This is a genomic window from Methylobacterium sp. WL1 (genome assembly GCF_008000895.1).
In the GTDB taxonomy this organism is placed as follows: domain Bacteria; phylum Pseudomonadota; class Alphaproteobacteria; order Rhizobiales; family Beijerinckiaceae; genus Methylobacterium.
Window position 1 is genome coordinate 1,392,541 of sequence record NZ_CP042823.1, and the last position, 26,096, is coordinate 1,418,636.

At 66.5% G+C, this 26,096-nt stretch carries 27 protein-coding genes; 17 read left to right on the forward strand and 10 right to left on the reverse strand.

Features of this window, described 5'->3' with window-relative positions:
* Positions 1-57: 57 nt before the first annotated feature.
* Positions 58-1,107 carry a selenide, water dikinase SelD gene (selD, locus tag FVA80_RS07075; protein WP_147907638.1) on the reverse strand — a complete coding sequence of 350 codons (1,050 nt, stop codon included), beginning with the start codon at positions 1,105-1,107 and terminating at the stop codon, positions 58-60.
* 450 nt (positions 1,108-1,557) lie between these two features.
* On the opposite strand from selD, the gene FVA80_RS07080 reads away from it, so the two are divergent.
* The 3 genes from FVA80_RS07080 to FVA80_RS07090 are packed head-to-tail and all read left to right on the forward strand — an operon-like array spanning position 1,558 to position 4,700.
* On the forward strand, positions 1,558-2,445 hold the full coding sequence (locus FVA80_RS07080) for a putative selenate ABC transporter substrate-binding protein (protein WP_147907639.1): 888 nt from the start codon (positions 1,558-1,560) through the stop codon (positions 2,443-2,445).
* Between the two features lie 15 nt (positions 2,446-2,460).
* Positions 2,461-3,144 carry an ATP-binding cassette domain-containing protein gene (locus FVA80_RS07085; RefSeq protein ID WP_147907640.1) on the forward strand — a complete coding sequence of 228 codons (684 nt, stop codon included), beginning with the start codon at positions 2,461-2,463 and terminating at the stop codon, positions 3,142-3,144.
* Positions 3,141-4,700 carry an ABC transporter permease gene (locus FVA80_RS07090; protein WP_246692299.1) on the forward strand — a complete coding sequence of 520 codons (1,560 nt, stop codon included), beginning with the start codon at positions 3,141-3,143 and terminating at the stop codon, positions 4,698-4,700. Before FVA80_RS07085 ends, FVA80_RS07090 begins: the two co-directional genes overlap by 4 nt.
* A 112-nt stretch (positions 4,701-4,812) precedes the next feature.
* Here FVA80_RS07090 and FVA80_RS07095 read toward each other — a convergent pair whose 3' ends face one another.
* Complete coding sequence (locus FVA80_RS07095; protein WP_147907641.1) at positions 4,813-5,523, reverse strand: L,D-transpeptidase; 711 nt, start codon at positions 5,521-5,523, stop codon at positions 4,813-4,815.
* A gap of 688 nt (positions 5,524-6,211) precedes the next feature.
* On the opposite strand from FVA80_RS07095, the gene FVA80_RS07100 reads away from it, so the two are divergent.
* From FVA80_RS07100 to FVA80_RS07125, 6 genes are all read left to right on the forward strand, one after another.
* Positions 6,212-7,279: a tyrosine-type recombinase/integrase gene (locus FVA80_RS07100; RefSeq protein WP_246692300.1), complete on the forward strand. Its 1,068-nt coding sequence runs from the start codon at positions 6,212-6,214 to the stop codon at positions 7,277-7,279.
* Positions 7,276-7,707, forward strand: a complete 432-nt coding sequence (locus tag FVA80_RS07105; protein WP_147907643.1) for a hypothetical protein — start codon at positions 7,276-7,278, stop codon at positions 7,705-7,707. Before FVA80_RS07100 ends, FVA80_RS07105 begins: the two co-directional genes overlap by 4 nt.
* Before the next feature lie 460 nt (positions 7,708-8,167).
* Complete coding sequence (locus FVA80_RS07110; RefSeq protein ID WP_147907644.1) at positions 8,168-8,383, forward strand: hypothetical protein; 216 nt, start codon at positions 8,168-8,170, stop codon at positions 8,381-8,383.
* Positions 8,380-8,835: a hypothetical protein gene (locus FVA80_RS07115; RefSeq protein WP_147907645.1), complete on the forward strand. Its 456-nt coding sequence runs from the start codon at positions 8,380-8,382 to the stop codon at positions 8,833-8,835. The genes FVA80_RS07110 and FVA80_RS07115 overlap by 4 nt, the downstream gene beginning before the upstream one ends.
* Before the next feature lie 29 nt (positions 8,836-8,864).
* Positions 8,865-11,459, forward strand: a complete 2,595-nt coding sequence (locus FVA80_RS31070; RefSeq protein WP_246692301.1) for a bifunctional DNA primase/polymerase — start codon at positions 8,865-8,867, stop codon at positions 11,457-11,459.
* Positions 11,460-11,904: 445 nt separating this feature from the next.
* A complete protein-coding gene (locus FVA80_RS07125) occupies positions 11,905-12,501 on the forward strand; it encodes an HGGxSTG domain-containing protein (protein ID WP_147907646.1) in 597 nt (198 codons plus the stop codon).
* Between the two features lie 711 nt (positions 12,502-13,212).
* Here FVA80_RS07125 and FVA80_RS07130 read toward each other — a convergent pair.
* Positions 13,213-13,926, reverse strand: coding sequence for a recombinase family protein (locus FVA80_RS07130; protein WP_147907647.1), 714 nt, complete (start codon positions 13,924-13,926; stop codon positions 13,213-13,215).
* 386 nt (positions 13,927-14,312) lie between these two features.
* Positions 14,313-15,191 (reverse strand): transcriptional regulator GcvA, encoded by an 879-nt coding sequence (gene gcvA / locus FVA80_RS07135; protein ID WP_147907648.1) that lies wholly within the window; start codon positions 15,189-15,191, stop codon positions 14,313-14,315.
* A 74-nt stretch (positions 15,192-15,265) separates the two neighbouring features.
* On the opposite strand from gcvA, the gene FVA80_RS07140 reads away from it, so the two are divergent.
* The 4 genes from FVA80_RS07140 to FVA80_RS07155 all read left to right on the forward strand — a co-directional run bounded on the left by FVA80_RS07140 (position 15,266) and on the right by FVA80_RS07155 (position 18,670).
* The gene (locus tag FVA80_RS07140; RefSeq protein WP_147907649.1) at positions 15,266-16,525 is read left to right on the forward strand and encodes an MFS transporter; all 1,260 of its coding nucleotides are present in this window, start codon (positions 15,266-15,268) and stop codon (positions 16,523-16,525) included.
* On the forward strand, positions 16,522-16,935 hold the full coding sequence (locus tag FVA80_RS07145; RefSeq protein ID WP_147907650.1) for a GFA family protein: 414 nt from the start codon (positions 16,522-16,524) through the stop codon (positions 16,933-16,935). Before FVA80_RS07140 ends, FVA80_RS07145 begins: the two co-directional genes overlap by 4 nt.
* 94 nt (positions 16,936-17,029) lie before the next feature.
* Positions 17,030-17,671 (forward strand): DUF47 domain-containing protein, encoded by a 642-nt coding sequence (locus tag FVA80_RS07150; protein ID WP_147907651.1) that lies wholly within the window; start codon positions 17,030-17,032, stop codon positions 17,669-17,671.
* Between the two features lie 9 nt (positions 17,672-17,680).
* Positions 17,681-18,670, forward strand: coding sequence for an inorganic phosphate transporter (locus FVA80_RS07155; RefSeq protein WP_147907652.1), 990 nt, complete (start codon positions 17,681-17,683; stop codon positions 18,668-18,670).
* 15 nt (positions 18,671-18,685) lie between these two features.
* Here the strand turns inward: FVA80_RS07155 and FVA80_RS07160 are convergent, their stop codons facing one another.
* Positions 18,686-18,943: a hypothetical protein gene (locus FVA80_RS07160; RefSeq protein ID WP_147907653.1), complete on the reverse strand. Its 258-nt coding sequence runs from the start codon at positions 18,941-18,943 to the stop codon at positions 18,686-18,688.
* Positions 18,944-19,478: 535 nt separating this feature from the next.
* Positions 19,479-19,679, reverse strand: a complete 201-nt coding sequence (locus FVA80_RS07165) for a hypothetical protein (protein WP_147907654.1) — start codon at positions 19,677-19,679, stop codon at positions 19,479-19,481.
* 431 nt (positions 19,680-20,110) lie between these two features.
* Between FVA80_RS07165 and tsaA the strand changes: the two genes are divergently transcribed.
* Both tsaA and FVA80_RS07175 read left to right on the forward strand, forming a co-directional pair.
* The gene (gene tsaA, locus FVA80_RS07170) at positions 20,111-20,605 is read left to right on the forward strand and encodes a tRNA (N6-threonylcarbamoyladenosine(37)-N6)-methyltransferase TrmO (protein ID WP_147907655.1); all 495 of its coding nucleotides are present in this window, start codon (positions 20,111-20,113) and stop codon (positions 20,603-20,605) included.
* Between the two features lie 100 nt (positions 20,606-20,705).
* Positions 20,706-21,536 (forward strand): substrate-binding domain-containing protein, encoded by an 831-nt coding sequence (locus FVA80_RS07175; RefSeq protein ID WP_187193608.1) that lies wholly within the window; start codon positions 20,706-20,708, stop codon positions 21,534-21,536.
* 24 nt (positions 21,537-21,560) lie between these two features.
* Here the strand turns inward: FVA80_RS07175 and FVA80_RS07180 are convergent, their stop codons facing one another.
* From FVA80_RS07180 to FVA80_RS07195, 4 genes are read right to left on the reverse strand one after another with little or no spacing between them, the layout of a single operon-like run.
* A complete protein-coding gene (locus tag FVA80_RS07180; protein ID WP_147907657.1) occupies positions 21,561-22,025 on the reverse strand; it encodes a hypothetical protein in 465 nt (154 codons plus the stop codon).
* 47 nt (positions 22,026-22,072) lie between these two features.
* Positions 22,073-22,282, reverse strand: coding sequence for a molybdopterin-binding protein (locus FVA80_RS07185; protein WP_147907658.1), 210 nt, complete (start codon positions 22,280-22,282; stop codon positions 22,073-22,075).
* 37 nt (positions 22,283-22,319) lie between these two features.
* The gene (modA, locus tag FVA80_RS07190) at positions 22,320-23,099 is read right to left on the reverse strand and encodes a molybdate ABC transporter substrate-binding protein (protein ID WP_147907681.1); all 780 of its coding nucleotides are present in this window, start codon (positions 23,097-23,099) and stop codon (positions 22,320-22,322) included.
* Positions 23,100-23,149: 50 nt separating this feature from the next.
* A complete protein-coding gene (locus FVA80_RS07195; protein WP_147907682.1) occupies positions 23,150-24,205 on the reverse strand; it encodes an NAD(P)-dependent alcohol dehydrogenase in 1,056 nt (351 codons plus the stop codon).
* A gap of 169 nt (positions 24,206-24,374) precedes the next feature.
* Here FVA80_RS07195 and FVA80_RS07200 point away from each other — a divergent pair, with 169 nt between their 5' ends.
* Both FVA80_RS07200 and FVA80_RS07205 read left to right on the forward strand, forming a co-directional pair.
* Positions 24,375-24,743 (forward strand): winged helix-turn-helix domain-containing protein, encoded by a 369-nt coding sequence (locus tag FVA80_RS07200; protein ID WP_147907659.1) that lies wholly within the window; start codon positions 24,375-24,377, stop codon positions 24,741-24,743.
* Between the two features lie 64 nt (positions 24,744-24,807).
* Positions 24,808-26,025: a DUF2325 domain-containing protein gene (locus FVA80_RS07205; RefSeq protein ID WP_147907660.1), complete on the forward strand. Its 1,218-nt coding sequence runs from the start codon at positions 24,808-24,810 to the stop codon at positions 26,023-26,025.
* The last annotated feature ends 71 nt before the right edge of the window (positions 26,026-26,096 follow it).

Here is a 26,096-nt window from a genome sequence, read left to right on the forward strand (position 1 = left end):
CTGGATACCGGTTCGGTGCAAGCGGCCCAGACGAGGTCGAGGCCGCCCCGTGCCCCCTCAGGCCTCGACGCGGATCCCGGGGGCGCCGGCCTCGAACCGCCCCACGATGGCGGCCTGCGCGAAACCCGCGGCGCGGACCTGGGCCAGGATCGCCTCGGCACGCCCGGGCGAACAGGTCACGAGGAGGCCGCCCGAGGTCTGGGGATCGGTGAGGATGTGGCGGCGCCAGTCCGGCAGATCCTCGGGCAGGGTGACCTGGCCGCCGAAACTCGCCCAGTTGCGGTGCGAGGCGCCGGTGACGAAGCCGTCCCGCGCCAGCGCTTCGGCCCGGGGCAGGAGCGGGATCGCGCCGGCCGCGACGACGAAGGTCAGGCCGGCGCCGCGGGCGAGTTCGAGCCCATGCCCGAGGAGGCCGAAACCGGTGATGTCGGTGATGGCATGGACCTCCGCATCGCCCGCCAGATCTGCCCCGACCCTGTTGAGACGCGTCGTGGTGGCGACGAAGTCGGCATAGCCCGCGGCGTCGAGGGCCTCGCGCTTGATCGCGGCGGAGTAGATGCCGACGCCGAGCGGCTTGGTCAGGATGGCCACGTCGCCGGCTCGCGCGTCGGCGTTGCGCCGGATGCGGGCACGGTCGCACAATCCGATCACCGCCAGGCCGTAGATCGGCTCCGGGGTATCGATCGAGTGGCCGCCCGCGATCGGGATGCCCGCCTCGGCGCAGGTGGCGGCCCCGCCCTTCAGGATCCGGGCGACGATCTCGGGGGCGATCTTGCCCACCGGCATGCCCAGGATGGCGAGCGCGAGGATCGGCTTGCCGCCCATGGCGTAGACGTCGGAGATCGCGTTGGTGGCGGCGATCCGACCGAAATCGTGGGGATCGTCCACCATCGGCGTGAAGAAGTCCGTCGTGGCGATGAGGCAGGTCCCGTCATCCAGGGCCCAGACCGCCGCGTCGTCGGCCGTCTCGTTGCCCACGAGCAGGCGCTCGAATGGGCCGGCCACCGGCTGGTCGGCGAGGAGCGTGCGCAGCACCGCCGGATCGAGCTTGCAGCCGCAGCCTCCGCCATGGGCGAGGCTGGTGAGGCGGACCGGAGGCGTATCCATGGCTGAATCCTGTGGCATCGAGAGCTGTGACAACTGACGGTTCGGAACGGGTCCTACCAGACAAAAGCGGGCATCCGGTACAGACCGCCATCAGGCCGGCACAGCGCGGGCGCGTCGCACCACCACCCGGCTCGTGCCCGCCTCGTGCCCGGATCGGTGCAGCGCAGGCGGCGGCCGGGCCGAAGCGCGCGGTGCAGGACCGCATTGCGGCCACCGCCTCCGGGCGGCCCGTAGGCGCACGGCATCGTCCCGCAGGATCCATCATCGACAGAAGGGGCCCCGATCCGGTGACCGGGAGCGGCTCCCAGTCCTCGATTCAAGGCTCTCGCTGACGCCGAACCGGTATCCACTTCGGCGGCGCGCGCTTTAACGCCCGCATGAGCCGTCAATTGATTGGACATCGGCGTGCGCTTGAGGGTGTAGAGTGTCGGAACACGGGTGGGGACGGCGATGCTGAGACGGACGTTGAACGGGGCGTTGCTGGCGGGACTGGGATGTCTCGTCGCATCCGGCCCCGCGGGCGCGCAGGAGCGCGCGAAACCGGCCTTCGTCTTCACCGGCATTCCCGACCAAGACGAGAGTCGTCTCGTGGAGCGCTTCGGCAAGGTCGCGCGCTATCTCGAGGGCAAGCTCGGCGTCCCCGTGACGTACATCCCCGTGAAGAACTACCCGGCGGCGGTGACGGCCTTCACCAACGGCCAGGTGCAACTCGCGTGGTTCGGAGGCTTCACCGGGGTGCAGGCGCGCAAGGCCTCGCCCGGTGCGCAGGCGATCGCGCAAGGCGCCGAGGACGCGGCCTTCAAGACCTACCTCATCGCCAACACGAAGACCGGCCTGGCGAAGTCGGCCGACTTCCCGAAGGCGGTCGCCGGCAAGACGTTCACGTTCGGCTCGCGCGCCTCGACCTCGGGTCGCCTGATGCCGGAGTATTTCATCCGCGCGGCGTTCCCGGGCAAGACGCCCGAGGAGGTGTTCTCCCGCGTCGGCTTCTCCGGGGACCACACCCGCACGATCCAGCTCGTCCAGTCCGGAGCTTTCGAGGTCGGGGCGGTCGACTACTCGGTGTGGGACTTGGACGACAAGGCCGGCAAGGTCGACCACACGACCGTCGGCATCATCTGGGAGAGCCCGCCGTTTCCCGACTACCAGTGGACCGTGCGGGGCGATGTCGACGCGATCTACGGCGCCGGCTTCACCGAGACGCTGAAGGCGGCCCTCGTCGGCATCACCGATCCGGCGATCCTGGCGCCCTTCGCCCGCTCGAAGTTCATCCCGGTCACCAATGCCGCCTATGAGCCGATCGAGCGCGTGGCGAAATCCACGGGCTTGCTGGACTGAGACGAGCGCAGCGCGGTGAACGCCGGATCCCGACCCGAGCCGGAGATCGTGCTGTCTGGCGCCCAGGCGGCCTATGGCGGCAAGCCGGTCCTGTTCGAGGTGGACCTGACCATCCGGGCCGGCGAGCGGGTCGCCCTGATGGGCCGCTCGGGGGCGGGCAAGTCCACCCTGCTCGGGCTCATCCACGCCCAAGCGCGCGCCCGCACCGCGCTGATCCCGCAGGCGGCGGCCCTGGTGCGGACCCTGTCGGTCTTCCACAACGTCTACATGGGCCGGCTCGACCGGCGCTCGACCCTGCACAACCTGCGCACGCTGGCGTTTCCGGCCCGCGCCGACCTGGACGAGATCCGGGACATCCTCGGGGAGATCGGGCTCGCCGGCGAACTCCACGCCAAGGCCGGCGCCCTGTCGGGCGGGCAGCAGCAGCGCGTCTCGGTGGCGCGCGCGCTCTACAACGGGCGCCCGATCCTGATCGGGGACGAGCCGGTCTCGGCTCTGGACCGTACGCAGGGCGGCCTCGTCCTGGAGCGGCTGGCCAGGCGCCACCGGACCCTGGTGCTGGCGCTCCACGACATCGCCCTGGCCCTCGCGCACACGGACCGGATCGTGGTCCTCGATGCCGGGCGCATCGTGCTCGACGCGCCCGCCCGCGACCTCGACGAGGCGGCCCTCGCCCCGTTCTACGGTCAAGCCTCGTGAGCGCCCTGCGCCGGATTCCCGGCTGGGGCTACGCGGCGGTGACGCGCTGGTTTGCAGCGGGTGCGCTGGCCGCGCTCCTGGCAGCCGACCTCGCAGTCAGCAGCCTGCATCCCTGGGCCGACCTCCAGCGCCTGCTCGGCGGCCTGATCCATCCGGACTTGCTGGCGGTGGACATCTGGAGCGTCGTGTACACCGTCGCGTTCGCGATCCTCGGGGTGACGGCGGGGGCCGGGGCCGGCTTCGTCCTCGCCATTCCGTTCGCCAGAATCCGGGGCGTGCGCCTCGTCTGCGCCGGCCTGCGCTCCGTGCACGAGCTGTTCTGGGCGCTGCTCCTGATGCAGGTGTTCGGCTTATCGGCCCTCACCGGCATCCTCGCCATCGCGCTGCCCTATGCCGGGATCTGCGCCAAGGTCTATTCCGAGATCATGGAGGAGGCCGACCTGTCGGCCCTGCGGGTGCTGCCCGAGGGGACCGGTGCCCTCTCGGCCTTCGCGTACGGCCGTCTTCCGGATGTCGCCGCGGCCTTCCGACACTACACGCTCTATCGGTTCGAGTGCGCCATGCGCTCGACCCTGGTGCTCGGCTTCATCGGCCTGCCGACCATGGGCTTCTACCTCGAATCCGCCTTCCGGCAGGGCCGCTACGCCGAGGCCGGCGCCCTGCTCCTCGTGTTCTACGCCCTGATCGGCTCGCGCCGTCTCTGGATGCGGCTCTCGACCCTGCCCCTCCTTCTCATCGTCAGCGTGCTCGCCCTTCCGCGCACCGTCGGGACGACGCACTGGCTCTCCAGCCTGGACCGCTTCGTGACGCACGACATCGTCCCGAGCCCGCTCCGGTCCGGCGCGCTCCTCGACCCGGCGACCTGGAGCCGGCTCGGGCTCTGGTTCCAGCCGATCCTCACCCAGCAGATCCTGCCGGGCGCCGTCCAGACCCTGGTGCTCGCGCAGATCGCGCTGGTAGCCACCGCCCTCGGCGCGCTGCTGCTGTTCCCCCTGGCCTCGCGCCGGTTCGCGGGGCCGATCGGCCAGCCCTTCGGGCGCGTCCTGCTCGTGATCGTGCGCTCGACGCCGGAATACATGCTGGCCTACGTGCTGCTGCAGCTGCTCGGGCCGTCGATGCTGCCGGCGATCCTGGCGCTAACGATCCACAACGCGGGCATCGTCGGCTACCTGATGGGGCGCCACGCCGACGACCTCGCCTACCGTGCCGACGCCCCGACGGGCCTGAACCTCTACAGCTACGAGACGGTGCCGCGGCTCTACGGGCAGTTCCTCGCCTACCTGCTGTACCGCTGGGAGCTGATCCTGCGCGAGAGCGCGATCTTCGGCATCCTCGGCGTGGCGACGCTCGGCTTCTACGTCGATGCCGCGATCTCGGAGCTGCGCCTCGACGTCGCCGTGCTGCTGATCGTGGCGACCGCCGTCCTGACGATGCTGGTGGATGCGCTGTCCAGGGCCCTGCGCCGGTCCCTGCGCCTCACCGACCTGCCAATCCGCCTCTCCGCGCCGCGGCATGGATCCGCCGCAACCCCGCCCCTCCGGGCGGCCTGCTCCTGACGGGCTTGCGCCCCTTCACGGCCGCCACGCGGGGGCGACCGGCCGCGGCGAGGAGCGCCGCCGGCAGGGCCGGGGCATCCGGCTGGATCGGCCCGGGGGGCCGACAAGCCTCTTAGGCCGGCAGGACCACCACCTTCGTCTTGACCGGCGTGCGCGCGTAGAGGTGGATCATGTCCTGGCTGAGCAGGCCGACGCAGCCGCTCGTGATGCCGGAGCCGATCGTCTCGGGATCGCTGCTCGCGTAGATCGTATAGAGCGTGTAGGCGCCGTTCTGGTAGAGATGGAGCGTGCGGGCGCCGAGCGGGTTGTCGAGGCCGCCCGGCATGCCGCGGGCATACTTGGCGGCCTCGGGCTGGCGCTTGATCATCTCCCGGGGCGGCGTCCAGGTCGCCCATTCGGATTTACGGCCGACGTAGGCGTCGCCGCTCCACAGGAACCCATCGCGGCCGACATTGGCCCCGTAGCGGGTGGCGGATCCGTCACCCTCGACGCGGTAGACGTAGAAGTTGCGGGGATCGACGACGATCGTGCCGGCCGCCTCCTTGGTGTCGTAGCGGACCGTCTGGCGGAAGTATTTCGGATTGACCTTGCTGACGTCGGCGGCCGGGATCGGGAATTTCTCGTCGGGCATCGGCCCGTAGATCTTCGCCGCCTCGGCCAGGATCAGGCCATCGGATGTCGCGCAGCCACCGAGCCCGAGCGCGCCCAGGCCGACGGCCGAGCCAGCCAGAAACGACCGGCGGCTGAGAACTCCCGTCTGACGCCCGCGCAGGCCGACCGCATCCCCGTCGCCGCCCTCGGCGCCCCGACCGTCCATGATCATGATCCCGGACTTCCCATGAGCCGCGGCCCGATACGGTCACGCCCGCGGCCGATACCAATCGTGCGTCCTGCTCAGCTGAGCTTGACAACACCTGTCCCGCCTGGAAGCGCGGCTATTACGTCGAGAGTATGGCCAAGCCTGTACAGCGCTCGGATGCGGCGATCGTCGACCGGGGGACGTCGGGGGCGGACCTGATCCTCAGGTCGGCGACACGGCCAGCCTCGAGGCGGCCACCGCCGGCTCATGAGCCATGCCGGGGGGTCGCTCTGTAGCGAAGTGGCGCGCCCTACGGGAATCGAACCCGTGTTTTCGCCGTGAAAGGGCCGCCACGAGACAGGGATGATAGAAGCGAACGCGGTAATCAGCTCTGCATACTGGCATTTTCTGTCTCCCGCTATCATAGTTGGTCTGCTCGTCTGTGTGAGACGCTGTGTGAGACCGATCGATGGCAAAACCTAGCAGCTTCGACAGTGTCGCTAAGCGGGTCCGGCTTCCGCCTGCTAAGAATCCACGCTGGCAGGGTGTTTCAGGAGGGCGGGGTGGGGTCAGCCTGGGCTACCGCAAGCCTGCGCGAGGACCTGGCGCTTGGATCGTCAAGCTGGTGATTGATGGGAACCGCGTCGAGCAACGCCTCGCCCAGGCTGACGACCCTGGATCGGATCCAGACGCCCTCTCGTACCCGGCTGCGGTGACGGCAGCCATCGAATGGGCGCGCGCTCAGGTACGTCGTCTCGACGGCGAAGGGGAGGGGGATGATACCCAGGTCCCAAGCGTCCGCACCGCAGTCGAAGCTTATGTCGCCGCCCGCTCAGCGCGTGCTCCAGCGGCGGGGAGGGACGCCGAGAAGCGCCTCGGCAAGCACGTCCTCTATGATCAGGTCTTCGCCGATACGGACCTAGCGAAGCTCAATGCGGGGACCGTCCGGGCTTGGCGACAGCGCCTATCGGGCGAGTTGCAACCCACCACCGTCAACCGGCTGCTGAACGACTTGCGCGCCGCGCTCAATGCAGCTGCGGAACACCACCGTCGCGTGCTGCCGGCCACGCTCGCCGCCGAGATACGTGCTGGCACGAAGGCGAATTCAGCAGGATCGAGCGCGCGCAAGCAGGTCCTGCCTGATGCCGAGATCCGCCGCCTTATCGACGCGGCCTTCATCGTCGACGAGACCTGTGATTTCGGGCGGCTCGTACTGGTCATGGCGGCCACGGGCGCTCGCCACTCGCAGGTCGCGCGAATCACTGTCGGCGACGTGCAGACCGCGCGTGGTCGGATCATGGTGCCACCCTCGAACAAGGGACGCGCCGGCAAGCGCCCGACGCCGATCGCCGTGCCGGTCGGGGCCGACGTAATCGAGCGGCTCCAAGTCGCCATTGCCGGCCGTCGGGGGCACGAGCCGCTCTTGTTGCACTGGCGGCATCGACAAGTCGGGCCCGTCACCTGGGAGCGTGTCGATCGAGGGCCGTGGGCCACGGCCTCGGCAGCTCTGCGCCTATGGGACAGGGCCCGGACCCGCGCAGGGGCGCCTCCTGGGACAGTCATGCTGTGCCTGCGCCATAGCTCGATCGTACGGGCGCTGAGCGCCGGCGTGCCGGTGAGGCTCGTCGCGGCGCTGCACGACACCAGCGTGCAGATGATCGAGGACCACTACTCCGCCTACATCGTCGAGGCGACCGAGGAGATCGCACGCCGAGCCGTCACGCCCCTGGCACCGAGCACTGCCGCTGCGCTGCGCTCCGTCGATGGCGCCGCGGCATGAATCAACAGCGGAAACGCGCGAAGACCAAGATAACCACCAACGGGAAGATCCTCGGTCGGCCCGTCGGGCGTTCGAAGGCTTTGCCGTTACCGCTGATCGAGCCGAAGCCGATCCGGCTGAAGCGCTACATCAAGCGCCTCAGGGAACCTGGTCGGATCATTAGCCCGATCACTGGTGAAATCGTCGAACTCTTCGGGCCGCCGAAGCCGGTCTACGAGTGGCGAGAGGTCAAGCGTGGTCGGCCACCTGTGAAGGATGGCGTTGCCCTGAAACGCATCGTCGTTCTCCACCAATGCACGGGACAACGCGGATTTGCGCAAAGCATCGCAGCTCAAGAGGGGCACCGCGATGTGCTCGCGGTCAAACAGGAATACACGCGTGCCCGGAGGGGCATAAAGCGCCGCGCAGAGGACAGTCCCAAATCTTGATTTTCCCGATTTTTGCTTACCGCACAATAACTTAATTTTTGTCAGCTCCCGGCGTTCGCGTCTGCCGCTTATGGTCATGTCGTCCGACAGATCAGACATGGCAGATCACTATGACCAGCCTGACAAAAAAGCCTTCGGAACGCCTTGACACCATCCCGTGGCAGAAGCGGCCGCACCTACGCATGGATGTAGCCGGCGATGTCACAGGGCTTTCTCGCACGACGATTTATCGCCTGGCATCGGAAGGTCGGCTGAAGCTCAAGCGCCTCGCCGGCCGGGTCGTCGTCGAGACTGCGGGTGTCTTAAGCCTCGTCGAAAATGCTGAGTCTTGGAGGCCAGGTAACCGCGGCGCCGCTGCACGGGCGAAGCGATCCAATGCAGCGCGCATGGCCCTCCGATGATGAAGAATGAAACGCCTGGGCAGGTGCCCACCTCCGCTTGCGGCGAGGCCGCTGACCGTATGCGCCTCCTCAAGCACAGGCGCGCCAGACAGAACGTGTCCGTTCTGGGCTTTGCCAACTTCCTCCGCGGCAGCGCGAACCACGTCGGGGAGGGGATTTGCGACGAGATCGTCGAGGCCGCCGGAGTGGTCCGCAGCCTTGATGAGGACGCCATTGTGACGGCCAGCCACGTCACGCTGCCCCTGCGACTGCAGCAGGTTAGGGGCGACCGATGAGCGGCGCCTTCCACGCCGATTTGCCGCGCTTCCGGCTCAACACCGCGCTCGCGCTCGCGCCGGACCACATGCGCCCGATCCTACTGGCCGTGCGCGACCACGGCGTCGCCTGGGCGACGATACCCCAGCGGGCCGGCCGGTTTGAAGTTCCCAAAACCAAGCCCTTCATCGCGATCATCGGGGACGACATGCACACAGCGATGGGGCCGGCCGGCTTCCATCGGAAATCGGTCCGCCGCCTGATCGCCCGATCTCGAGTCATCGTGATCGTTGCCGCCGCCCCCCTGAAGATTGCCTATGAGGAGGCGGTTAAGGCCCCTATCGCGTTCGGATCGAACGGCCTCGTCATCGAGACCCGCCCCGAGCGCGAACTCGAATGGGTCGGAATGGTGAGGGCTGAGAACCCGAACGCCGCGCTCCTCCTCGTCAGCGTGAGGGAGACGGCGCAGTGAATGCCCGCCCCTCCGATCATAGCGTCAGCATGGTCGAGCACGCCCTCGTCTATGCCCGCCACGGGATCCCGGTGCTCCCCTGCAACCCAGCGACTAAGCGGCCGCTGGTCCCGCAGGACAAGGACGCGAACGGCAACCCGATCCCCAAGACCGGCGGCCTCTACAAGGCGACGCGCGACGAGGCGCAGATCCGGACGTGGTGGGTTAAGCACCCGCACGCCATGATCGGCCTGCGCACGGGTCCTGAGTCCGGCGTGTTCGCCATCGACCTAGACCTGCCGAAGGAGCCGGGTGACCCGGACGGGGTCGCGGCCTGGGAGTGGGTAACCGCGGCGCACGGCGATGTGCCCACGACCCATACGCACACCACCCCCAGCGGGGGCCTCCACCTACTTTTCGCGTACCCGGAGGGCTTCACCATCACCAACAGCCGCGGCGCCCTGCCACCTGGCATCGACGTGCGCGGAAGTGGCGGCTACATCATCGCTGCACCGAGCCGGAGGGCGGACGGCCGGGGGTACCGCCTCGCGCAGCTCGAGCACGAATTCCAGTTCGCGTGTAGCCCAGACTGGCTGCTCGACCTGCTCAGGAAGGTGGAGCCGACATCTGCACCGAAAGAAGCGACCCGCGCCGAAGTCGCGCCTGAGCATGAGCCCGACGCGCGATCGAACGGAGGTCGCTCCCGCGCAATCAACGGCGACGTGCCCGACAGCTACATCCTTCGTGCTGTCGAGGAAGAGTGCGCCGCCGTCGCCCAGGCGCCGCGGGGCCAGCGCAACGAGGCGTTGAACACTGCTGCGTTCAAGCTCGGCACCCTCGTCGGCGCCGGTCGCTTCGACGCCGGCACGGCCACGCGTCGCCTCTACGACGCCGCGGTTGCTAGCGGCCTCGTCCAGGGCGACGGCCAGCGCGCTGCCCTCGCGACGATCGAGAGCGGGCTGACCTCCGGCGCCGCCAAGCCGCGCGTGTTTTCTGAGAGCAAAGCACGCTCCGGGGCGCCCATGCAGAGCCGTGAGGGGCGCCGCAGCGGACCTTCTACCGCAGACGGAGAAGATGGGCTCGACGACCTCCCTACGATCGATGTCGTCAACGGCGAAGTGCCGCGCGTCGTCACCGAAACCGAGCAGGCGATCCACTCGGCGGACGTGCCTATCTTCACCCGCTCCGGCAGCCTCGTCCGGCCGGTGATTGAGACCATTCCCGCAGCGAAGGGACGCCGGACGACGGTGGCGCGCCTCAAGCTGATGTGCGTGGCCAGCCTCGCCGACAAGGTCGCGCAGGTCGCGCGCTACCAGCGCTTCGACAGGCGGTCCAAGGACTGGGTGACGATCAACCCACCCGCTGAGGTAATGAACGCGCTGCTCGCGCGCGACGGCGATTGGCAGCTGTACCCGATCGCGGGCGTCATCAACACGCCGACCCTGCGCGCGGACGGCACGATCCTCGACAAACCGGGCTACGATCCTGAGACCCGGCTGTTCCTCTTTCTCGATCCGAGCTTTCGGATGCCAGCGGTGCCAGAGCGTCCGAGCCGGGAGGAGGCCGAGCAGGCGCTGAAGCTCCTGGAAGACTTGTTGATCGGCTTCCCGTTCGTCGGGCTGATCGACCGCGCCGTGGCGCTTTCCTGCATCCTCACGGCGCTGGTGCGCAGCGTGCTGCCCACCGCCCCCCTCCACGCGATCCGCGCCTCCACGCCGGGCACGGGCAAGAGCTACCTTGTAGACCTCGCCAGCACCATCGCCACCGGACGGCGCTGCCCGGTGATCGCAGCCGGCAAAACCGAGGAGGAGACCGAGAAGCGGCTCGGCGCGCTCCTGCGCGAGGCGGTGCCGATCGTGTCGATCGATAACGTCAACGGTGAGCTTGGTGGCGACATGTTGTGCCAGCTCACCGAACGGCCGCTCGTGCGGGTCCGGATCCTCGGCAAGAGCGAGGCGCCCGAGCTGGAGTGCCGCGCGACGGTGTTCGCCACCGGCAACGGCCTGATCCTGGTCGGCGACATGACCCGGCGCACTGTGCTCTGCACCCTGGACACCAAGGCCGAGCGCCCCGAGCTGCGCGATTTTGACTTCGACCCGATAGACAGGGTGATGATCGATCGCGGCCGGTACGTCGCGGCGGTGCTCACGATCATCAGGGCCTACCGTGCCGCGGGCGCACCAAAGGTGTGCGGCCCGGTCGGCAGCTACGAGGCCTGGACCGAGGCGGTGCGCGCGCCGCTGATCTGGCTCGGCCAGCAGGACCCGTGCGCGAGCATGGATACGGCGCGCGAGGAGGACCCCGAACTGTCCGCCATCCGCGAACTATTCGGTCACTGGCAGGAGCACTTGGAACTGTCGAGCGGCTTCACTACGAACGCCATCATTAAGTCCGCGTGCGAGAAGGCGCCCTCCAGCAGCCTCCATCCCAATCAGCAGGAATTTCTGAGGCCAGAATTCCGCGACCTGCTGCTGCGACAGGCCGGCGACGGCGGCGCGATCTGTAGCCGGCGCCTCGGCAAATGGCTGGCACGCATCAGTGGGCGCGTGGTCGACAGCTTGCGCATCGAGATGAAGATCGACGGTAGCCACGGCAACCGCTTCTCGCTCTGCACGATCAATCCTGCCACGAGCGCTCCACAATGACGGGCGGCATCCTAACCATGGGGGTTATGGGGGTTTTGGGGGTCTACTATGATCATCACGCGGAAAGAGGCAGCGACAGTTTCTCGTACAGGGTTAAAATCACCCCCCCAAACACCCCAAACCCCCATTTGGCGAGGGTATGGTCGGCCATGATCGCCGCGGTCAATGCTTAGAGCCTGTTTGTCCCTGATTTCGAACACACCGTGTGCATGGCCCATTTGGGCTGCCGGCGCACAAGCGCCAACCTATCTGTTGGTCTGTGCAACTTCGCCTTTGAGACCCGGCGCTAGGTCGACGCCATAGCGGTCACCTCGATTCGAAGGAGCAGGGCCATGCGGAAGCGGTGGGCCGCCGCGAACTATGGGGCGCTCCGGGGACCAGCGGACAAAATATCCACTTGCCGGCGAGTCGGCGGGGTTACCGCCATACCTCATGAGGTCGTGCCATGAAGCGACGTTCGCCAACCACAAGCGGCAAGCCGAGGAAGGCAACCGCTTGGTCATACTCAGCCGAGTTCCGCGCGATCGCGAACGCCGCGCTGCGGCGGTTTAACGCCGAACGGCACCTGCACCCGATCTGCGGTGCGATCGCTAAGTCCACCGGCGAGCCCTGCCGGCAGATGCCTGCCAAAGGTCGCACGCGTTGCAAGCTGCACGGAGGAGCCACGCCGCGCGGCGACGGCGCGGCCGGCTGGCATACGCCCGGGTATCCTGCTGGCTTACCGACCGGCAAGCCGCGCAGCGACGCCTACAAGGCCTGGAAGCGGCGCGAGAAGCGCGCACGGTGGGCGACTATGACGCCGGCGGAACGTGCTAGCCATGAGGACTGGCATCGGACCCACAAGCCTGGCAGCGCGAGCGAGCGAGCGCGTACGCACCGCAACCGTGAGGCGCGCCGATGGCTCAAGGGCTTGATGAACGAGGCGCCGCGCCCGTCGACCCCGCAGCAGGCCGAGCTAGCTGCACTTCGGGCGAAAGCCCAGGCGCTCCTCGAACGTCTCGACGCCGAAAATGAATTTCCAAGCAGCGGTCTATTCGACTGAATCAATTGCTAGCTAGATAGCTTGGCCCAGGAAACTGATTATCAGACAAAATGTCTTGCGCGCCCTCGTCCGAAAAGCGCCGGAGCCGCACAAATCCTACCGGCAACCTTTAGGCGCTTCGCGCAAGTGCGGTGTTAAAGCGCGATCGTCTGGCCAGCACGACGTTCGGCCTGACGCTGTGCGATCGTACGGCACTCAGCTCGGCGCTCCTCGTCAAACCTCGGCTGTAGGCTTGCCCAGATAGCGCTCATACGCGCGAATCGACTTTTCGGTGGAACGAATGGCAGAGCCGCCCATTCGTCCAGCACCCAATTAGCGAAATAGATCACGGCACGGCGGTCATCCCGCAGCTTAGTTGTTTTTCTACGGCTACGCCTGCCCTCGACCCAATGTATGTAGAATGTTCCATTACTATGCCTCTTAAGAAATGGCATCATTGCTCGCTCCCTTTAAACTAACAAGACCAATTTTCCGAACGCCCAACAAATAAAACAAATCGCACGTCAAGTCAAATAAGACACGCTGTCTGATATTGATGTTTAGTCATCAGACAGATCAGACAGACTAAACACAAGAAGATCTGTATAGTAGGTGTTTGCGAGAAACTGGGCGGCATCAAGCAGATGTACTGCGTCAAAAAGCAAGGAGTTGGGCAGCACTCCCGCAAAATGTCGAATAGGTGAGGGGAGGGGGGCCGCTGTGATCAGCCGGCTATACGACTTGGCTGGCTGAGGCGCCTAATCCTCTATTGAGCTCAAGGCGGCTTCGCAGCCTCCTTACGGCCGTTGGCGTCCATTTACCGCTTCCGCTGGGCGTCGGAACCCCTTCGCACTCCAATAAGACGGCAACAGCGCGCAGTGACGCTGCACCTGTTGGATCGAGGCGTATTAGGATTGGCGCGAGAGCCTCAGCTTGAGCGTTGGCATTGCGTCCGCGGACAGCACGAGCCTTAGCGGTGTCCGCAGCCGTGCCTGCCCGGCCCCGGAAGCCGCCGAGTTTTTGCCCTCTCGCTTTAGCGGCAGCGAGAGCAGCCTTCGTACGGGCGGAGATCATCCGACGCTCTTCCTCGGCGACCACAGCCATGATGCCGACGGTCATCCGGTTCGCCGACGGCATGTCACAGGCGACGAAATCGACGCCCGCCTTGCTTAGGCCCAGAAGGAAATGAGCGTCGCGGGCCAGCCGATCGAGCTTGGCGACCACGAGCGTTGCGCGGTGCGCACGGCACAAGGCCAGCGCGCGGGCCAGCTCCGGCCGCTCACTGTTTGCACCGCTTTCGATCTCGACCACCTCGGCGATCAGGGTCCAAGCCCCTCCGTTCAGAAAGTCTGTGACGGCCGAGCGTTGCGCTTCCAGGCCGAGCCCAGATCGACCCTGCCGATCGGTACTGACACGCAGGTAAGAGATGAAGCGGCCGGAGATCATGCTTGAACTGTATCGCACTATGCATCGGACGTTGCTTATAATGATACACCAACGATCGAGGTCAACTCTGATCGAATGAGCATGCTCGAGTTAAGGGGCATCTGCATCTCGGGGTAGCCGCCCCCCGGGTATACCCGCACGGCAATGCGTCAGCCCTCGCCGGACCCGCGGACAAAATCGCACTGGTCAGGGTGTTTCGGACAAAATGTCCGACACACATTCAATGTCTTGTCATGACCGAAAGCCGCCGGCCCGCTTCGGGGAAGCAGCGCCGGAAATGCGGATAGGCTCCTACCGACCCAAATCTGTCGTTTAGATCGAGATCTATCGCGCCCGTAAGCGGACATCCCTTGCAGGCCTCTAAAGAATGGAGATGGTCACGCCACTCAGGCGGCAACCGAGAGCCAGTCGCAGAAGGCACGGATTACGGCTTGGTCGGCGCGCGCCTCCGGGACATAGGTGTGGTAGCTGCGGGCTGGTAAAGCGGGGCCGTCGAACGGCAGGATTAACCGGCCCGCTGCGACGTCGTCGGCGATCAAGCGTTCCGGCCCCATCGCCACACCGAGCCCATCCAGCGCCGCCTGAAGCGTCAGGTAGAAGTGCTCCAGCGTCACCGACGCCCGTGGCTTCAAGTGCGGGACGCCAGCCGCCTGCAACCAGTGCGGCCACACGTCGGGCAGGGTCGCTGAGTGCAGGAGCGTATGTCTGGTAAGGTCGGTAGGCTCCGCCAGCGGCCCGTGCTGCCGCAGAGCCGGGCTACAGACGGGAATGCGCCGCTCGGCCAGGAACGGACGTCCGACGAAGCCCGGCCGGGCGTCCGGTCCCCCCCGGATCGCAATGTCGAAGGGCTCGATGATCTGGGTGAGCGGCACGTTGGAGGTCGTGAGCCGGATTTCGACGGCGGGATTGGTGCGCTGGAAGACGGAAAGACGCGGGATCAGCCAGCGCAACGTGAAGGTCGCCAAGGCGTTCACGTGCAAAATCTGCGCTTGTCCACGCTCCACCTGTCGGGCGGTGGCGAGGGCCATGCGGTCGAGGGCTGCGCCGATCTCGGGAAGGTAGCTCCGTCCCGCCTCGGTCAGGACCACGCGCCGGTTGTGCCGCTCGAACAGCGGAGTTCCGAGCCACGCCTCCAGCGTCTTCACGTGTCGGCTGACCGCCCCGTGGGTGACGCGCAGCTCCTCCGCCGCCAGGGTGAAGCTGGCATGCCGGCCGGCAGCCTCGAAGGCCTTCACCGCGTTGAGCGGCGGCAGACGGCGATGCATGCGTCAGCTTTCCTCACGTGAGCGTCAGCATAAGGCATTTGTCGCGACGCGGTGAGGGGATCATCCTCCCGGCCATGCTCACCCACCCTCAGACATCCTCGGTTGCGACCTTCGACCCGGAGACCGGCTCTATCCAGACAGCGCGAGAGGCCAAGCGCTCTCTCTTCGTAGTCGGCTTCAACCACGCCCTCCACGACGGCTACACCGACATGATCTACGTGCTCCTGCCGGTCTGGCAGGCGGAGTTCGGGCTCGGCTACATCGCCCTCGCGGTGCTGCGCTCGCTCTATGTTGGGGCACTGGCCGGGCTGCAAATGCCTGCGGCCGCGCTCGCTCACCGGTTCGGCGTGCGCACCGTGCTCACCCTTGGTACGCTGCTCGGCGCAGGGGGCTACGGCCTTGCCGGTGCCTCGGGCGGGCTTGTCGGCCTGTGCATCGCCCTTGTTCTGTCGGGAGCCGGCAGCAGCACGCAGCACCCTCTCGCCTCCGCGGTCATTGCCCGCGCCTACGGGACCGCCGCCCGCGGCCCACTCGGCACCTACAACTTCACGGGCGATCTCGGGAAGGCGGCCCTGCCGCCACTCGTCGGCTTCCTCCTCGCCCGCGCCGATTGGCGGCCGGTCTTGTGGTTGATGGCCGGCGGCGGCTTCGTCGTCGCGCTCGTCGTAGCCGTCCTGCTCCCGCGTGTGCCCGCCGCGCAGGCCGACCGCCCGGTGAAGGCGCTCGCTGCAGCGGGGGCGAGGGATCAAACCGGGGGAACGGGCTTCGGCCTCCTCGTGGCCATCGGCATGCTCGACAATGCCGCACGCCCGGCCTTCCTCATCTTCCTGCCCTTCCTGCTCCAGGCGAAGGGGGCGGGGCTGTCGCTTGTGGGTGTCGCCTTCGCCTTGGTCGCCGTCGGCGGCGCGCTGGGCAAGGCCGTCTTCGGCCGGCTCGGCGAGCGGATCGGCGTGACGCGCTGCGTGATCGCGACCGAGATAGGCACGGCAGCGGCGATCCTGGCCGTCGTCGCCCTGCCGCTGACCCCCGCCCTCGTCGTGCTGCCGCTGCTCGGCCTGATGCTGAACGGCACCTCGTCTGTCCTCTACGGGACGGTGCCGGAACTCGCGCCCAACGGACAAGTCGAGCGGGCCTTCGCAGTCTTCTATACGTGTACTCTTGGGGGCAGCGCCGTCGCGACGCCGCTGCTGTACGGTCCCCTCGGCGATGCCGTCGGGCCGCACTGGGCCTCGATGGCTGCTGCCGCCACGGCGGTGGCGGTCGTCCCGCTGATGCTCGCCCTCGCACCCCGGCTGCCGGGCAAGCTCCACACCGCCACGAGGCCGACGCCATGACCCAGTCGACCGGGCGCTGCCATTGCGGCGCGGTGCGCTTCAACGTGACCCTCATCGACGGCTTCCGCTCGATCTGGCGCTGTACCTGCTCCTACTGCCGGATGCGCGGCGCCGTCGTCGCCATGGCGGAGGCGGGCGGGATCTCGATCTGTGAGGGCGAGGAGGCGCTGACGAGCTATCACTTCCACACCCGGTCCGCGCAGCACTCCTTCTGTTCCCGCTGCGGGATCTACACCCATCACCAACGGCGCTCGAACCAGATCCTCTTTGCCGTTAACGTGGCCTGCCTGGACGGCGTCAGCCCGTTCGATTTCTCTAAGGTGCCCGTGATGGACGGCGTCAACCTCACGAGCGACACGGGTCAGCCGACCCGCCGGGCCGGCACGTTACGGTACGACCCAGCCGAATAATCCGTCGCCAGCGCAACCGTCGCGGAACTGTCCTCGGACACAATTATTATTCCGGCTAAGGTTTTGCGTTTCCCTCCGTCGACGAGAGCGCGGCATGCTGGGTTGGTTCCGCGCGCTGATGCCGAAGGAGGATCGGTTCTTCGATCTCTTCGAACGACATGCTGTGACACTGGTCGATGGTGCGGCGGCGCTTCGGAGTTTGCTGGACGGCACACAGGATCTCGCACTGGCCTGCGAAGCCATCGCCGCGCATGAGGACAAGGCCGACGCCATCACGCAGGAAGCGCTCCAGGCGGTGCGCCGCACCTTCATCACGCCGTTCGACCGCAGCGACATCCAGGAACTCGTCGGCTCCCTCGACGACGCCATCGACCAGATGCTCAAGATGGCCAAGGCGGTCCGCCTCTTCGAGGTCACGCGCTTCGAGCCCGAGATGCGTGAGATGGGCGTCGTCATCCAAGAGGCCGCTTCAGTGGTCGCCGAGGCCTTGCCGAAGCTGCGCTCGCTCAACGAGAACGCCACCGCCCTCAACGCCCTGACCGAGCGTGTCATCCAGTTGGAGGACCGCGCGGACGATCTGCAGGAAGCGGGCCTCAAGGCCTTGTTCCGGGCCTCCCGCCAGGATCCAATGGCCTTCGTGGTGGGGTCCGAACTCTACGACCATCTCGAAAAGGTCATGGACCGGTTCGAGGACGTCGCGAACCAGATCAGTAGCATCGTGGTCGAGCACGTCTGAGCCGCCGCCGTGACAATCCTGATCTGTCTCATCGCCGTCGCGCTGTTCTTCGATTTCCTGAACGGCCTGCACGACGCGGCGAACTCCATCGCGACCATCGTCTCGACGCGGGTGCTCGCCCCCCGCTACGCCGTCTTCTGGGCGGCCTTCTTCAACTTCATCGCCTTCCTCGTTTTCGGGTTGCACGTGGCCGGGACGGTGGGCTCCGGCATCGTGGATGTCGCGGTGGTGGACGACCGGGTCATCCTCGGGGCACTCGGCGGCGCCATAACGTGGAACCTGCTGACGTGGTATCTCGGCATCCCGTCCTCTAGCTCGCACGCGCTCATCGGCGGGTTGCTCGGTGCCGGCATCGCCAAGGCGGGTCTCGGGGCGGTGGTCTGGCCGGGGGTCCTCACAACGAGTGCGGCCATCGTTCTGTCGCCCGCCCTCGGCTTCGTGCTGGCGCTGCTTCTCGTGCTGATCGTGTCCTGGCTGTTCGTCCGGTCCACGCCGTCCGCGGTCGATGGAACGTTCCGCAAGCTGCAGTTCGTCTCCGCCTCGCTCTACTCCCTCGGTCATGGCGGCAACGATGCGCAGAAGACCATGGGGATCATCGCCGTGCTGCTCTACGCCCATGGGCAGGAGAGTGGCGCGTTCCACGTGCCGCTCTGGGTGGTCCTGTCCTGCCAGTCCGCAATGGCGCTGGGCACGCTGCTCGGCGGCTGGCGCATCGTGCACACGATGGGTTCGAAGATCACGCGGCTGTCGCCCATGCAGGGCTTCTGCGCCGAAACCGGGGGAGCGCTCACTCTCTTCGCCGCGACGGCATTCGGGATCCCGGTCTCGACCACTCACACCATCACGGGAGCGATCATCGGTGTGGGCGCAGCGCGCAGGGTCTCGGCGGTGCGATGGAACGTAGCGCAGGGCATCGTCGTGGCCTGGGTGATCACGATGCCCGCCGCGGCCCTCGTGGGGGCGTTGGTCTACGCTCTTTCCGGCTTTGTACTCTCGTAGAACGCTCCGAGGCGATCAGACCAAGCGGATCTGACCGGGCGCGAGACCGAATTGCCGCGCAAGATTGCGCGACAGGCTACCGACAATCTCGACCTTTATAGCGTCAGTCGCGAAGGCGGTGACCTGCGCGACAGCGAGGGCCGCAGACACATCCATGACGGCGTAGACGCGCACAGGCTGGCGTTTCTGATAGACGGCGATCAGGTAAGCCGTACGCTTTCCCTTCTTCCTGATCCGGGCCTCGGGGGAGGCAAGCGGCGCAGCCTTGCTCATCAGTCTTTGTAGGGCTTTTCCTTGGAGAGGGCGCCAGTCTTGGTCCGCTCATATGCGTTGTCGCTCGAAAGCCGACCGGCAGAAAACCACCCAACCCGGCCGTTCACCGGCGCCTGCCAACGCGGCTGATGCCGTCCGAAAGCTGCCCGTCCGGTTTCTGGCAAACCGTGGCTCGAAGAAGACATACACGCCTGACCGAGCGTTTTACCGGCGTTTGAAAGTCCGACATATTTTCACGACAAAATGTGAGCTGGTCTGGTCGGGCTCCTGAAGGTTGGGACGACCCGTCGGAAATCCGGTCGAATTGCCGACATGGTCGCTCACGCTACTTAGCGTTGAGTTTCAATGGAGCTTGCTTATTGGAACGGCTGCGCTGGACCTTGGCGGTCTGAATGGACGCTAGCCGGTGTGAAATCCCGCCTCGTACTGAGCCTCCGATCGGCTCTGCCGATCCGCAGCCATGACAATACGGCAATAAAAAAGGCCAGCCCGGAGGCTGGCCCTGCTTTCCCCTGGGGGATGCGACGAGAACGGTTTACTCGGCCGCAGTCATCTCTGCGGTGAAGTGTCCACACCAGTCCTCGGACGAGACCACCGGCCACAGCCCCTTCGACTCCGGCGCCGGCTGGCTCACAGGCGGGTTGAAACGGCACAGACCGGCATCGCCCTGTGCGGCGGCGCCATTGCCCTGGTGCTCGTCGAAGAACTTGCAGCTGTCGCAGTGCGCGCTGGCCATATCGGTGCTCCTATCTGACGGTCGACCCGCTCTGTTGCGAATTAGAACAGATCCAATCTGAGGGGTCAACGACGGCGGCATCGGCGAGTTCCGGCCTTGCTGATGGCTGCCTGTGGATGACACCCGCGTGGAATGGCTATGAAGGCCACCTCTCCTGCCTGCGCGCCCGAAGCGTTCGCGACACTGCACGGCGTGCAGCGGGGTGAGTACGTGACGACAGGCGGGCGCAGGCTAGTTCCCTGCCACCCACACGTGAAGCCTTGGCGGGGCGGTCGTGTGAGGGTCGGTGCGTTGCGAGGGAGCTGGACACCGCGAGCGCCGGCCCATGGCCGAGGATCTCGCAATCGGACATCCCGCCAGTGTAGTTTGGCGTTGCGGTGCTGGCGTTAGCCCAGTGGCCTGGGTCGGGCGTCCATGGGAGAAGGCTTTCCATGGTGCGCCTCAATGAAATCAGAGCCGGCGAAGTTGCAGTCGCCGCGCCCGCGGCCGATGATGCTGGATTGGTCTACATCGGCCGTATCCACACGCCCTGGACCGATCGTCTCGCTTGCCCACGGCAAGGTCGTCTGGACGGTCCATCCTGCCGCATCGAAGTGTTCGAGCCTTGGGTTGCAGCTCTTGACGGACTGGAGGCCTTCGCTCGGATCGAGGTGTTGTACTGGCTCAATGCGTCCCGACGTGACCTCGTGCACCAGAGCCCGGCCAACGATTGCACGACGCGGGGCACCTTCGCGTTGCGCTCGCCGGTGCGACCGAACCCGATAGGCACATCGATTGCCACGCTCGTCGCGATCGAGGGCAACATCCTGACGGTACGCGGCCTCGACTGCCTCGATGGGACGCCGCTCCTCGACCTCAAGCCTGACCGGACCCTGTTCACGCCGATAGCCCCACCGCAGCCGGGTGATTTCGAAACTGAGGGCTGAGCCGGTGGTCGCGCGCGCGCCTTCACTGCGGGGATGACGTTGGTCATATCTCGGCTATATCCGTTCGGACATAACGACGCCGCATCATCTGGAGCTGCTGTTGTCCCTCGCGCGCTATTCGCTTCCCACCCGCCTCCTCAGCCGCGCTGCACTCCTCGGTGCCCTGGCTCTGGTGCACGTGTCCGCTGCACGAGCGGAACCAGTGCGGGTCTACGCCGCCGGTAGTCTGGTGGCTGCGCTCAAGGACGTGATCGCCGCCGCCGGCATGCCTGCCGAAGCGGTGGCCGCCCCGACCTTCGGACCTGCAGGGCTGCTGCGCCAACGTCTCGAAGGTGGCGAGACGGCGGATCTCTACCTCTCGGCCGATCTCGCTGGGCCGCGCCGACTCGCGGAGGCTGGCAAGGCGAAAGCCGTCGTGCCGTTTGCCCGCAACAAGCTGTGCGTACTCGCCCGTGCCGACCTCGGCCTGACCCCCGACAATCTCCTCGACCGCCTGCTCATGCCCAATCTGCGCCTAGCGACCTCGACGCCCGGCGCTGATCCAGGCGGCGACTACGCTCAAGCCGTGTTCGACCTGGCCGAGGCCGTCCACCCCGGTGCCAAGGCGACGCTGGACAGAAAGGCGTTGAAGCTACTCGGTTCGCCGAACACGATGGTACCGGTGGCCGGGCGTAGCCCCAGCGCGACGGTGTTTCTGGGCAACAACGCCGACGCCCTGTTGTACTACTGCAGCGGCCAAAGCGGCACGATGAAGGAGGCTCCAGGCCTCAGCCTAATCCAACTGCCGCCGAACCTATCCGTGCCGGCGACCTACGGCATGGCGCCGCTGACCGACAATCCGGACGCAATGCGGCTCGCGCTTTTCCTCGTCTCCGAGAAAGGTCAGGCGATCCTCGCCCGCCACGAACTCGGACCGATCAGCGAACCGTGAAGGATTCGTTGCGCCATCGCATGGCTACTCGGCTTTGAGGAGGTCGAACTTGATCTGTGGGCCTGCTGCGCGGCTGATCTCGATCGTCACCGGGCCGGCATCGAGAGCGAAACGCACGCTCTTACGCACGCCCGGGCAGCCCGTCTTGCCGCTGTGGGCCGCAGGCTTCAGGGTCGACCGGCCATCCTGGCTGACATCGATCCAGGCCTCGTCCGAGAGCGTCACCTGATAGGTACCCGCAGCCGGTACCGTGGCCGTCACGAAGCCTGAGAACGTATCGGGCTTCGCCGGTCTCTCGGACGGGACGGGTAGCGCGATCTCCGCAGCAGGCTTCAGGGTCAGCTGCGCCGCGCCAGCCTCGCTCGACAAAGCCGATCCGGACGCCAGGGTGGACAGGCTCGGCGCAGCGAATGCGGTCTGCTCCCGCGCTATCGACCATGCGAAGCTCGCACAGGCCGGTGCGTCCTCGGCCGTAGCCGAAGTGACCAAGATGGCTACCAGTCCGGCAGTGAGGATAGCGCGGGAGATGATCATCGTCAGTCGACCGCGATCATGACGTCGGAGGCCTTCACCACCGCGTAGGCCTGGCCACCGACCACGAGCTTCAAGCTGTCGACCGCCTCGTTGGTGATGGAGGAGGTGACCACTTGGCCGGGGCTGATCTCGATTTTGACGTGCGCCGTGGTGGCGCCCTTGTCGACCGAGACCACCGTGCCCTTGATGACGTTGCGTGCGCTGATCTTCACGAGATTCGCCTTCCTACTGAGCCCGATACGGGACCGGTCACTGCTTGCCGCCCTCGATGACGCTGAAGCCCTGGGCCTCGAAGAAGGGCTTAGCCGCCGCGCTCTGGAGGTAGTCCAGAAAGCGCTGCGCACCCTCGCCCTTCGCGTCCGTGGTGACGGCGAACGGGTACACGACCGGCGGGTGGCTGTCCGCTGGGAATACGCCTACGACCTTCACGCCAGGATCGGAGCGGGCATCGCTTTCGTAGACGACACCGAGCGGGACCTCGCCGCGCGAGACCAGCAACAGGGCAGCGCGCACGTTGTCGCTCGGTGCGAGGCGAGGCTGGACCGCGCTCCAGAGGCCGAGCTTCTCGAAGGCGACCTTGGCGTACTTGCCGATCGGCACCGAATTGACCTCGCCCGTGGCGAGCCGACCATCCGGACCCAGCGCTGCTGAGAACGCCTCCGGGGTGAAGGCGACTGCGCTCTCCTTCGCATCGCGTGGCGCGATCAGGACCAGGCGGTTGCCGAGTAGGCTCACTCGGGTGTTCGGACGGATGAGGTTCTTCTTGGCGAGGTAGTCCATCCATTCGAGGTCGGCCGAGGCGAACAGGTCAGCAGGCGCACCCGCCTCGATCTGGCGGGCGAGCGCCGATGACGCTGCATAGCTCGCCTTGAGTTCGACGCCGGTCTGCGCGCTGAACGCCTTGCCAGCATCGTCCAGGGCATTCTTGAGGCTCGCGGCAGCAAACACGGTCGCGGTGTCGGCCGCCTGCGCCACGCCGGCAGCGAGGAGCAGGGCGGCAACGAGGCCGGAGCGGATCAGGCTGCGCATGCGGATACGGTCCTTGAGGGGGCTGCGGTGGATGTCGGGCTGGGGATGGCTCAAGCCGCTTTCGGAAGCGATGCCATATCGATGACGAAGCGGTATTTCACGTCGCTCTTGAGCATGCGGGCGTAGGCGGTCTCGATCTGGTCGATCGGGATCATCTCGATGTCCGAGGTGATGCCATGTTCGGAGCAGAAATCGAGCATTTCCTGCGTCTCAGCGATGCCGCCGATCAGGGATCCGGCGAAGTTGCGCCGCCGCCAGATCACGCTGAACACCTGCATCGGCAGGGGTTTCTCGGGCGCCCCGACCTGAACCAGCGTGGCGTCACGCTTGAGCAGGGCGAGGTAGGCGTTGATGTCGTGCTCGGCCGCGACCGTATCGAGGATGAAGTCGAAGCTCTCGCCCTGGGCGGCCATGGCGTCGGCATCCTTGGAGATCACCACCGCGTCGGCCCCGAGCCGCTTGGCGTCGGCTTCCTTCCCCGGCGAGGTCGTGAACAGCGTCACCTGCGCACCCATGGCGTGAGCGAGCTTCAGGCCCATGTGCCCGAGTCCGCCAAGACCCACGATACCGACCTTCTGACCCGGCCCGACTTTCCAGTGGCGCAGCGGCGAGTAGGTCGTGATGCCGGCACACAGCAGCGGGGCGACGCCGGCGAGATCGAGGTTTTCCGGGATGCGCAGGACGAAGTGACTGTCGACGACGATGTGGCTCGAATAGCCCCCGAAGGTATGGCCGCCGGTCTGCGACTCGGGACCGTTGTAGGTGCCGGTAAAGCCCGGCTCGCAGTACTGCTCTAGGCCTTCGCGACAGCTGGAGCACTCGCGGCAGGAGGCGACCATGCATCCGACGCCCGCCAGATCGCCTGGTTTGAAAGTCTTGACCTCGGCACCGACCCGGGTGACCCGACCGACGATCTCGTGACCGGGCACGCTTGGGTAGAGCGTACCGCCCCACTCATCGCGGACCGTGTGCAGGTCTGAGTGACAGACGCCGCAATAGACGATCTCGATCTCGATGTCGGATGCGCCAGGATCACGACGCTCGAAGCTGAAGGGCGCGAGCGGCGTTTCGGCGCTCTGGGCAGCGTAGCCGGTGCACTGGAACATAGTCTGGACCTGGAAGAACGAGGAGCGCATGGACAGGGGCTGGGCAAGCACCCGTCCCGTCACCCGGCTATATACAACCAGATACAGCGTCGGAAAGGGGCTCGATCTTGCCCAGCACGATCGCGTTCAAGCCGCGTTGTGACGAAGCTGGAGCGTCTGAGAAGGTCCGATGGCAAGCCTGAGCATCCGTATCGACGTTGCACCCGGCAACCGCATCGGTCCGGGTAAGGTGCAGCTCCTGGAGATGATCGCCGAGCACGGCTCGATATCCGCCGCCGGGCGGGCGCTCGGTATGTCCTACCGCCGGGCTTGGATGCTGGTCGAGGCGATGAACAGCGGTTTCGGACGGCCGGTGGTCGAGGCTCAGATCGGTGGCAAGGCGGGAGGCGGCGCGCGCCTGTCGACCCTCGGAGCGGATCTGGTCGCGCACTACCGCGCGATCGAGCGTGCCGCTGATCGAGTTGCAGCCCCATTCCTCGACCGGATTGTCGCCTCTGAACGGAACGCGAACGACGAGCCACCCACGGCCTCCCTCTAGGCAAGCCGGTTGTTTTTGGACAGAGTGCTGTATCTGAACGGATATAGCGCCTGCCGAGACGCCGATGCCGCCCCACGCCTACCTCGACGGTCCTGCCCTGCGCGCTCTCGCGGCAGCCGGCCACCCACCATTCGTGCCGCCCGCCGTCGACCCGGCTGACAAGCCGCGCGATCGGATCTGGGAGCTTGCCGAGAACCTGCACTGCTCGATCGTCGGCACCTGCCTGACCAACGCCGAGGCTCGCGCGATCCTGGCCAAACTCGGCCGTGCTGACGCGCGGACGATCAGCGAGCACCGGCTGCACGGCGAGATCGTCCAGATCGCCGGCCGCAAGGATGGCGGTGGTCGACTGCTGCAGAAGACGCTGGACCGGCGGCACGAGCGCGAGATCGAACGCTTCGACGAGGCCCGCACAGCCGATGCGGTACGGGCCTTATGGAAAGTCTCCCTGGAGCGCGGCGAGATCCCAGGCGCTTACTGGGCGGCGATTACCCATCCAGCGACCGATTGGCCCCTGGTGCAGGATATCTTTGGGGAGGTGCATATGCTCTCCCACCTCGTCGGTCAGTCGAACCGGGCCGACATCCGCCGCCTGCGCCATCTCGAAGATGAGTTGGGACGACGTGATGAAGCGCTCGCAGCACGGGACGAGCGCATCATGGCGCTCATGCGCGAGCGCGACGATCTCGGGAAGCGCACCCAGGCGATCGAAACTGAGCGCCTCATCCCGGCGACTACGGCTGTCGAGCCGCCGTCCACGCGCGGCCTTGAGGTGCGGCTGGCCCGGGAGACTGCGCATGCGACTGCGTTGGAGGAGCGGCTTGCAGTGCTGGCTGGCGCAGCCGAACGCCTCAGCGCTGATCTCGCCGCGGAAATAGCCCGCCGCTCAGCCGCAGAAAGGGAACTGGCTGCCCTCGAAGCGGCGCTGGATGAGCCGAGAATAGATACTGCCGATGGCCGAGCATCAGGACGGCTCGACGGGCGGATCATCCTCTATGTTGGCGGTCGGCAGCGTCAGGTGGCCAATCTCCGCCGCTTTGTGGAGGCTAAGGGCGGCAGGCTGCTCAACCACGACGGCGGCATCGAGGACAACCTGTGCCTCCTGGCGGGGCTGGTTGGGCAAGCGGATCTAGCGGTGTTCCCCGTGAGCTGTGTCAGCCACGAGGCGAGCCTTCACCTGAAACGATACTGCGAAGCTCAGGCCAAGCCCTTCCACCCGGTGCGGAGCGCGGGTCTCGCGAGCTTTATGCACGTCGTCATGTCGCTGACGAACTCGTCGTAGCCGATCGAGCAGATCGCTCGAAGGCCACAGGCAAGTTGAAGGAAGATACCAAGGTCATCTCATCGTCGCGC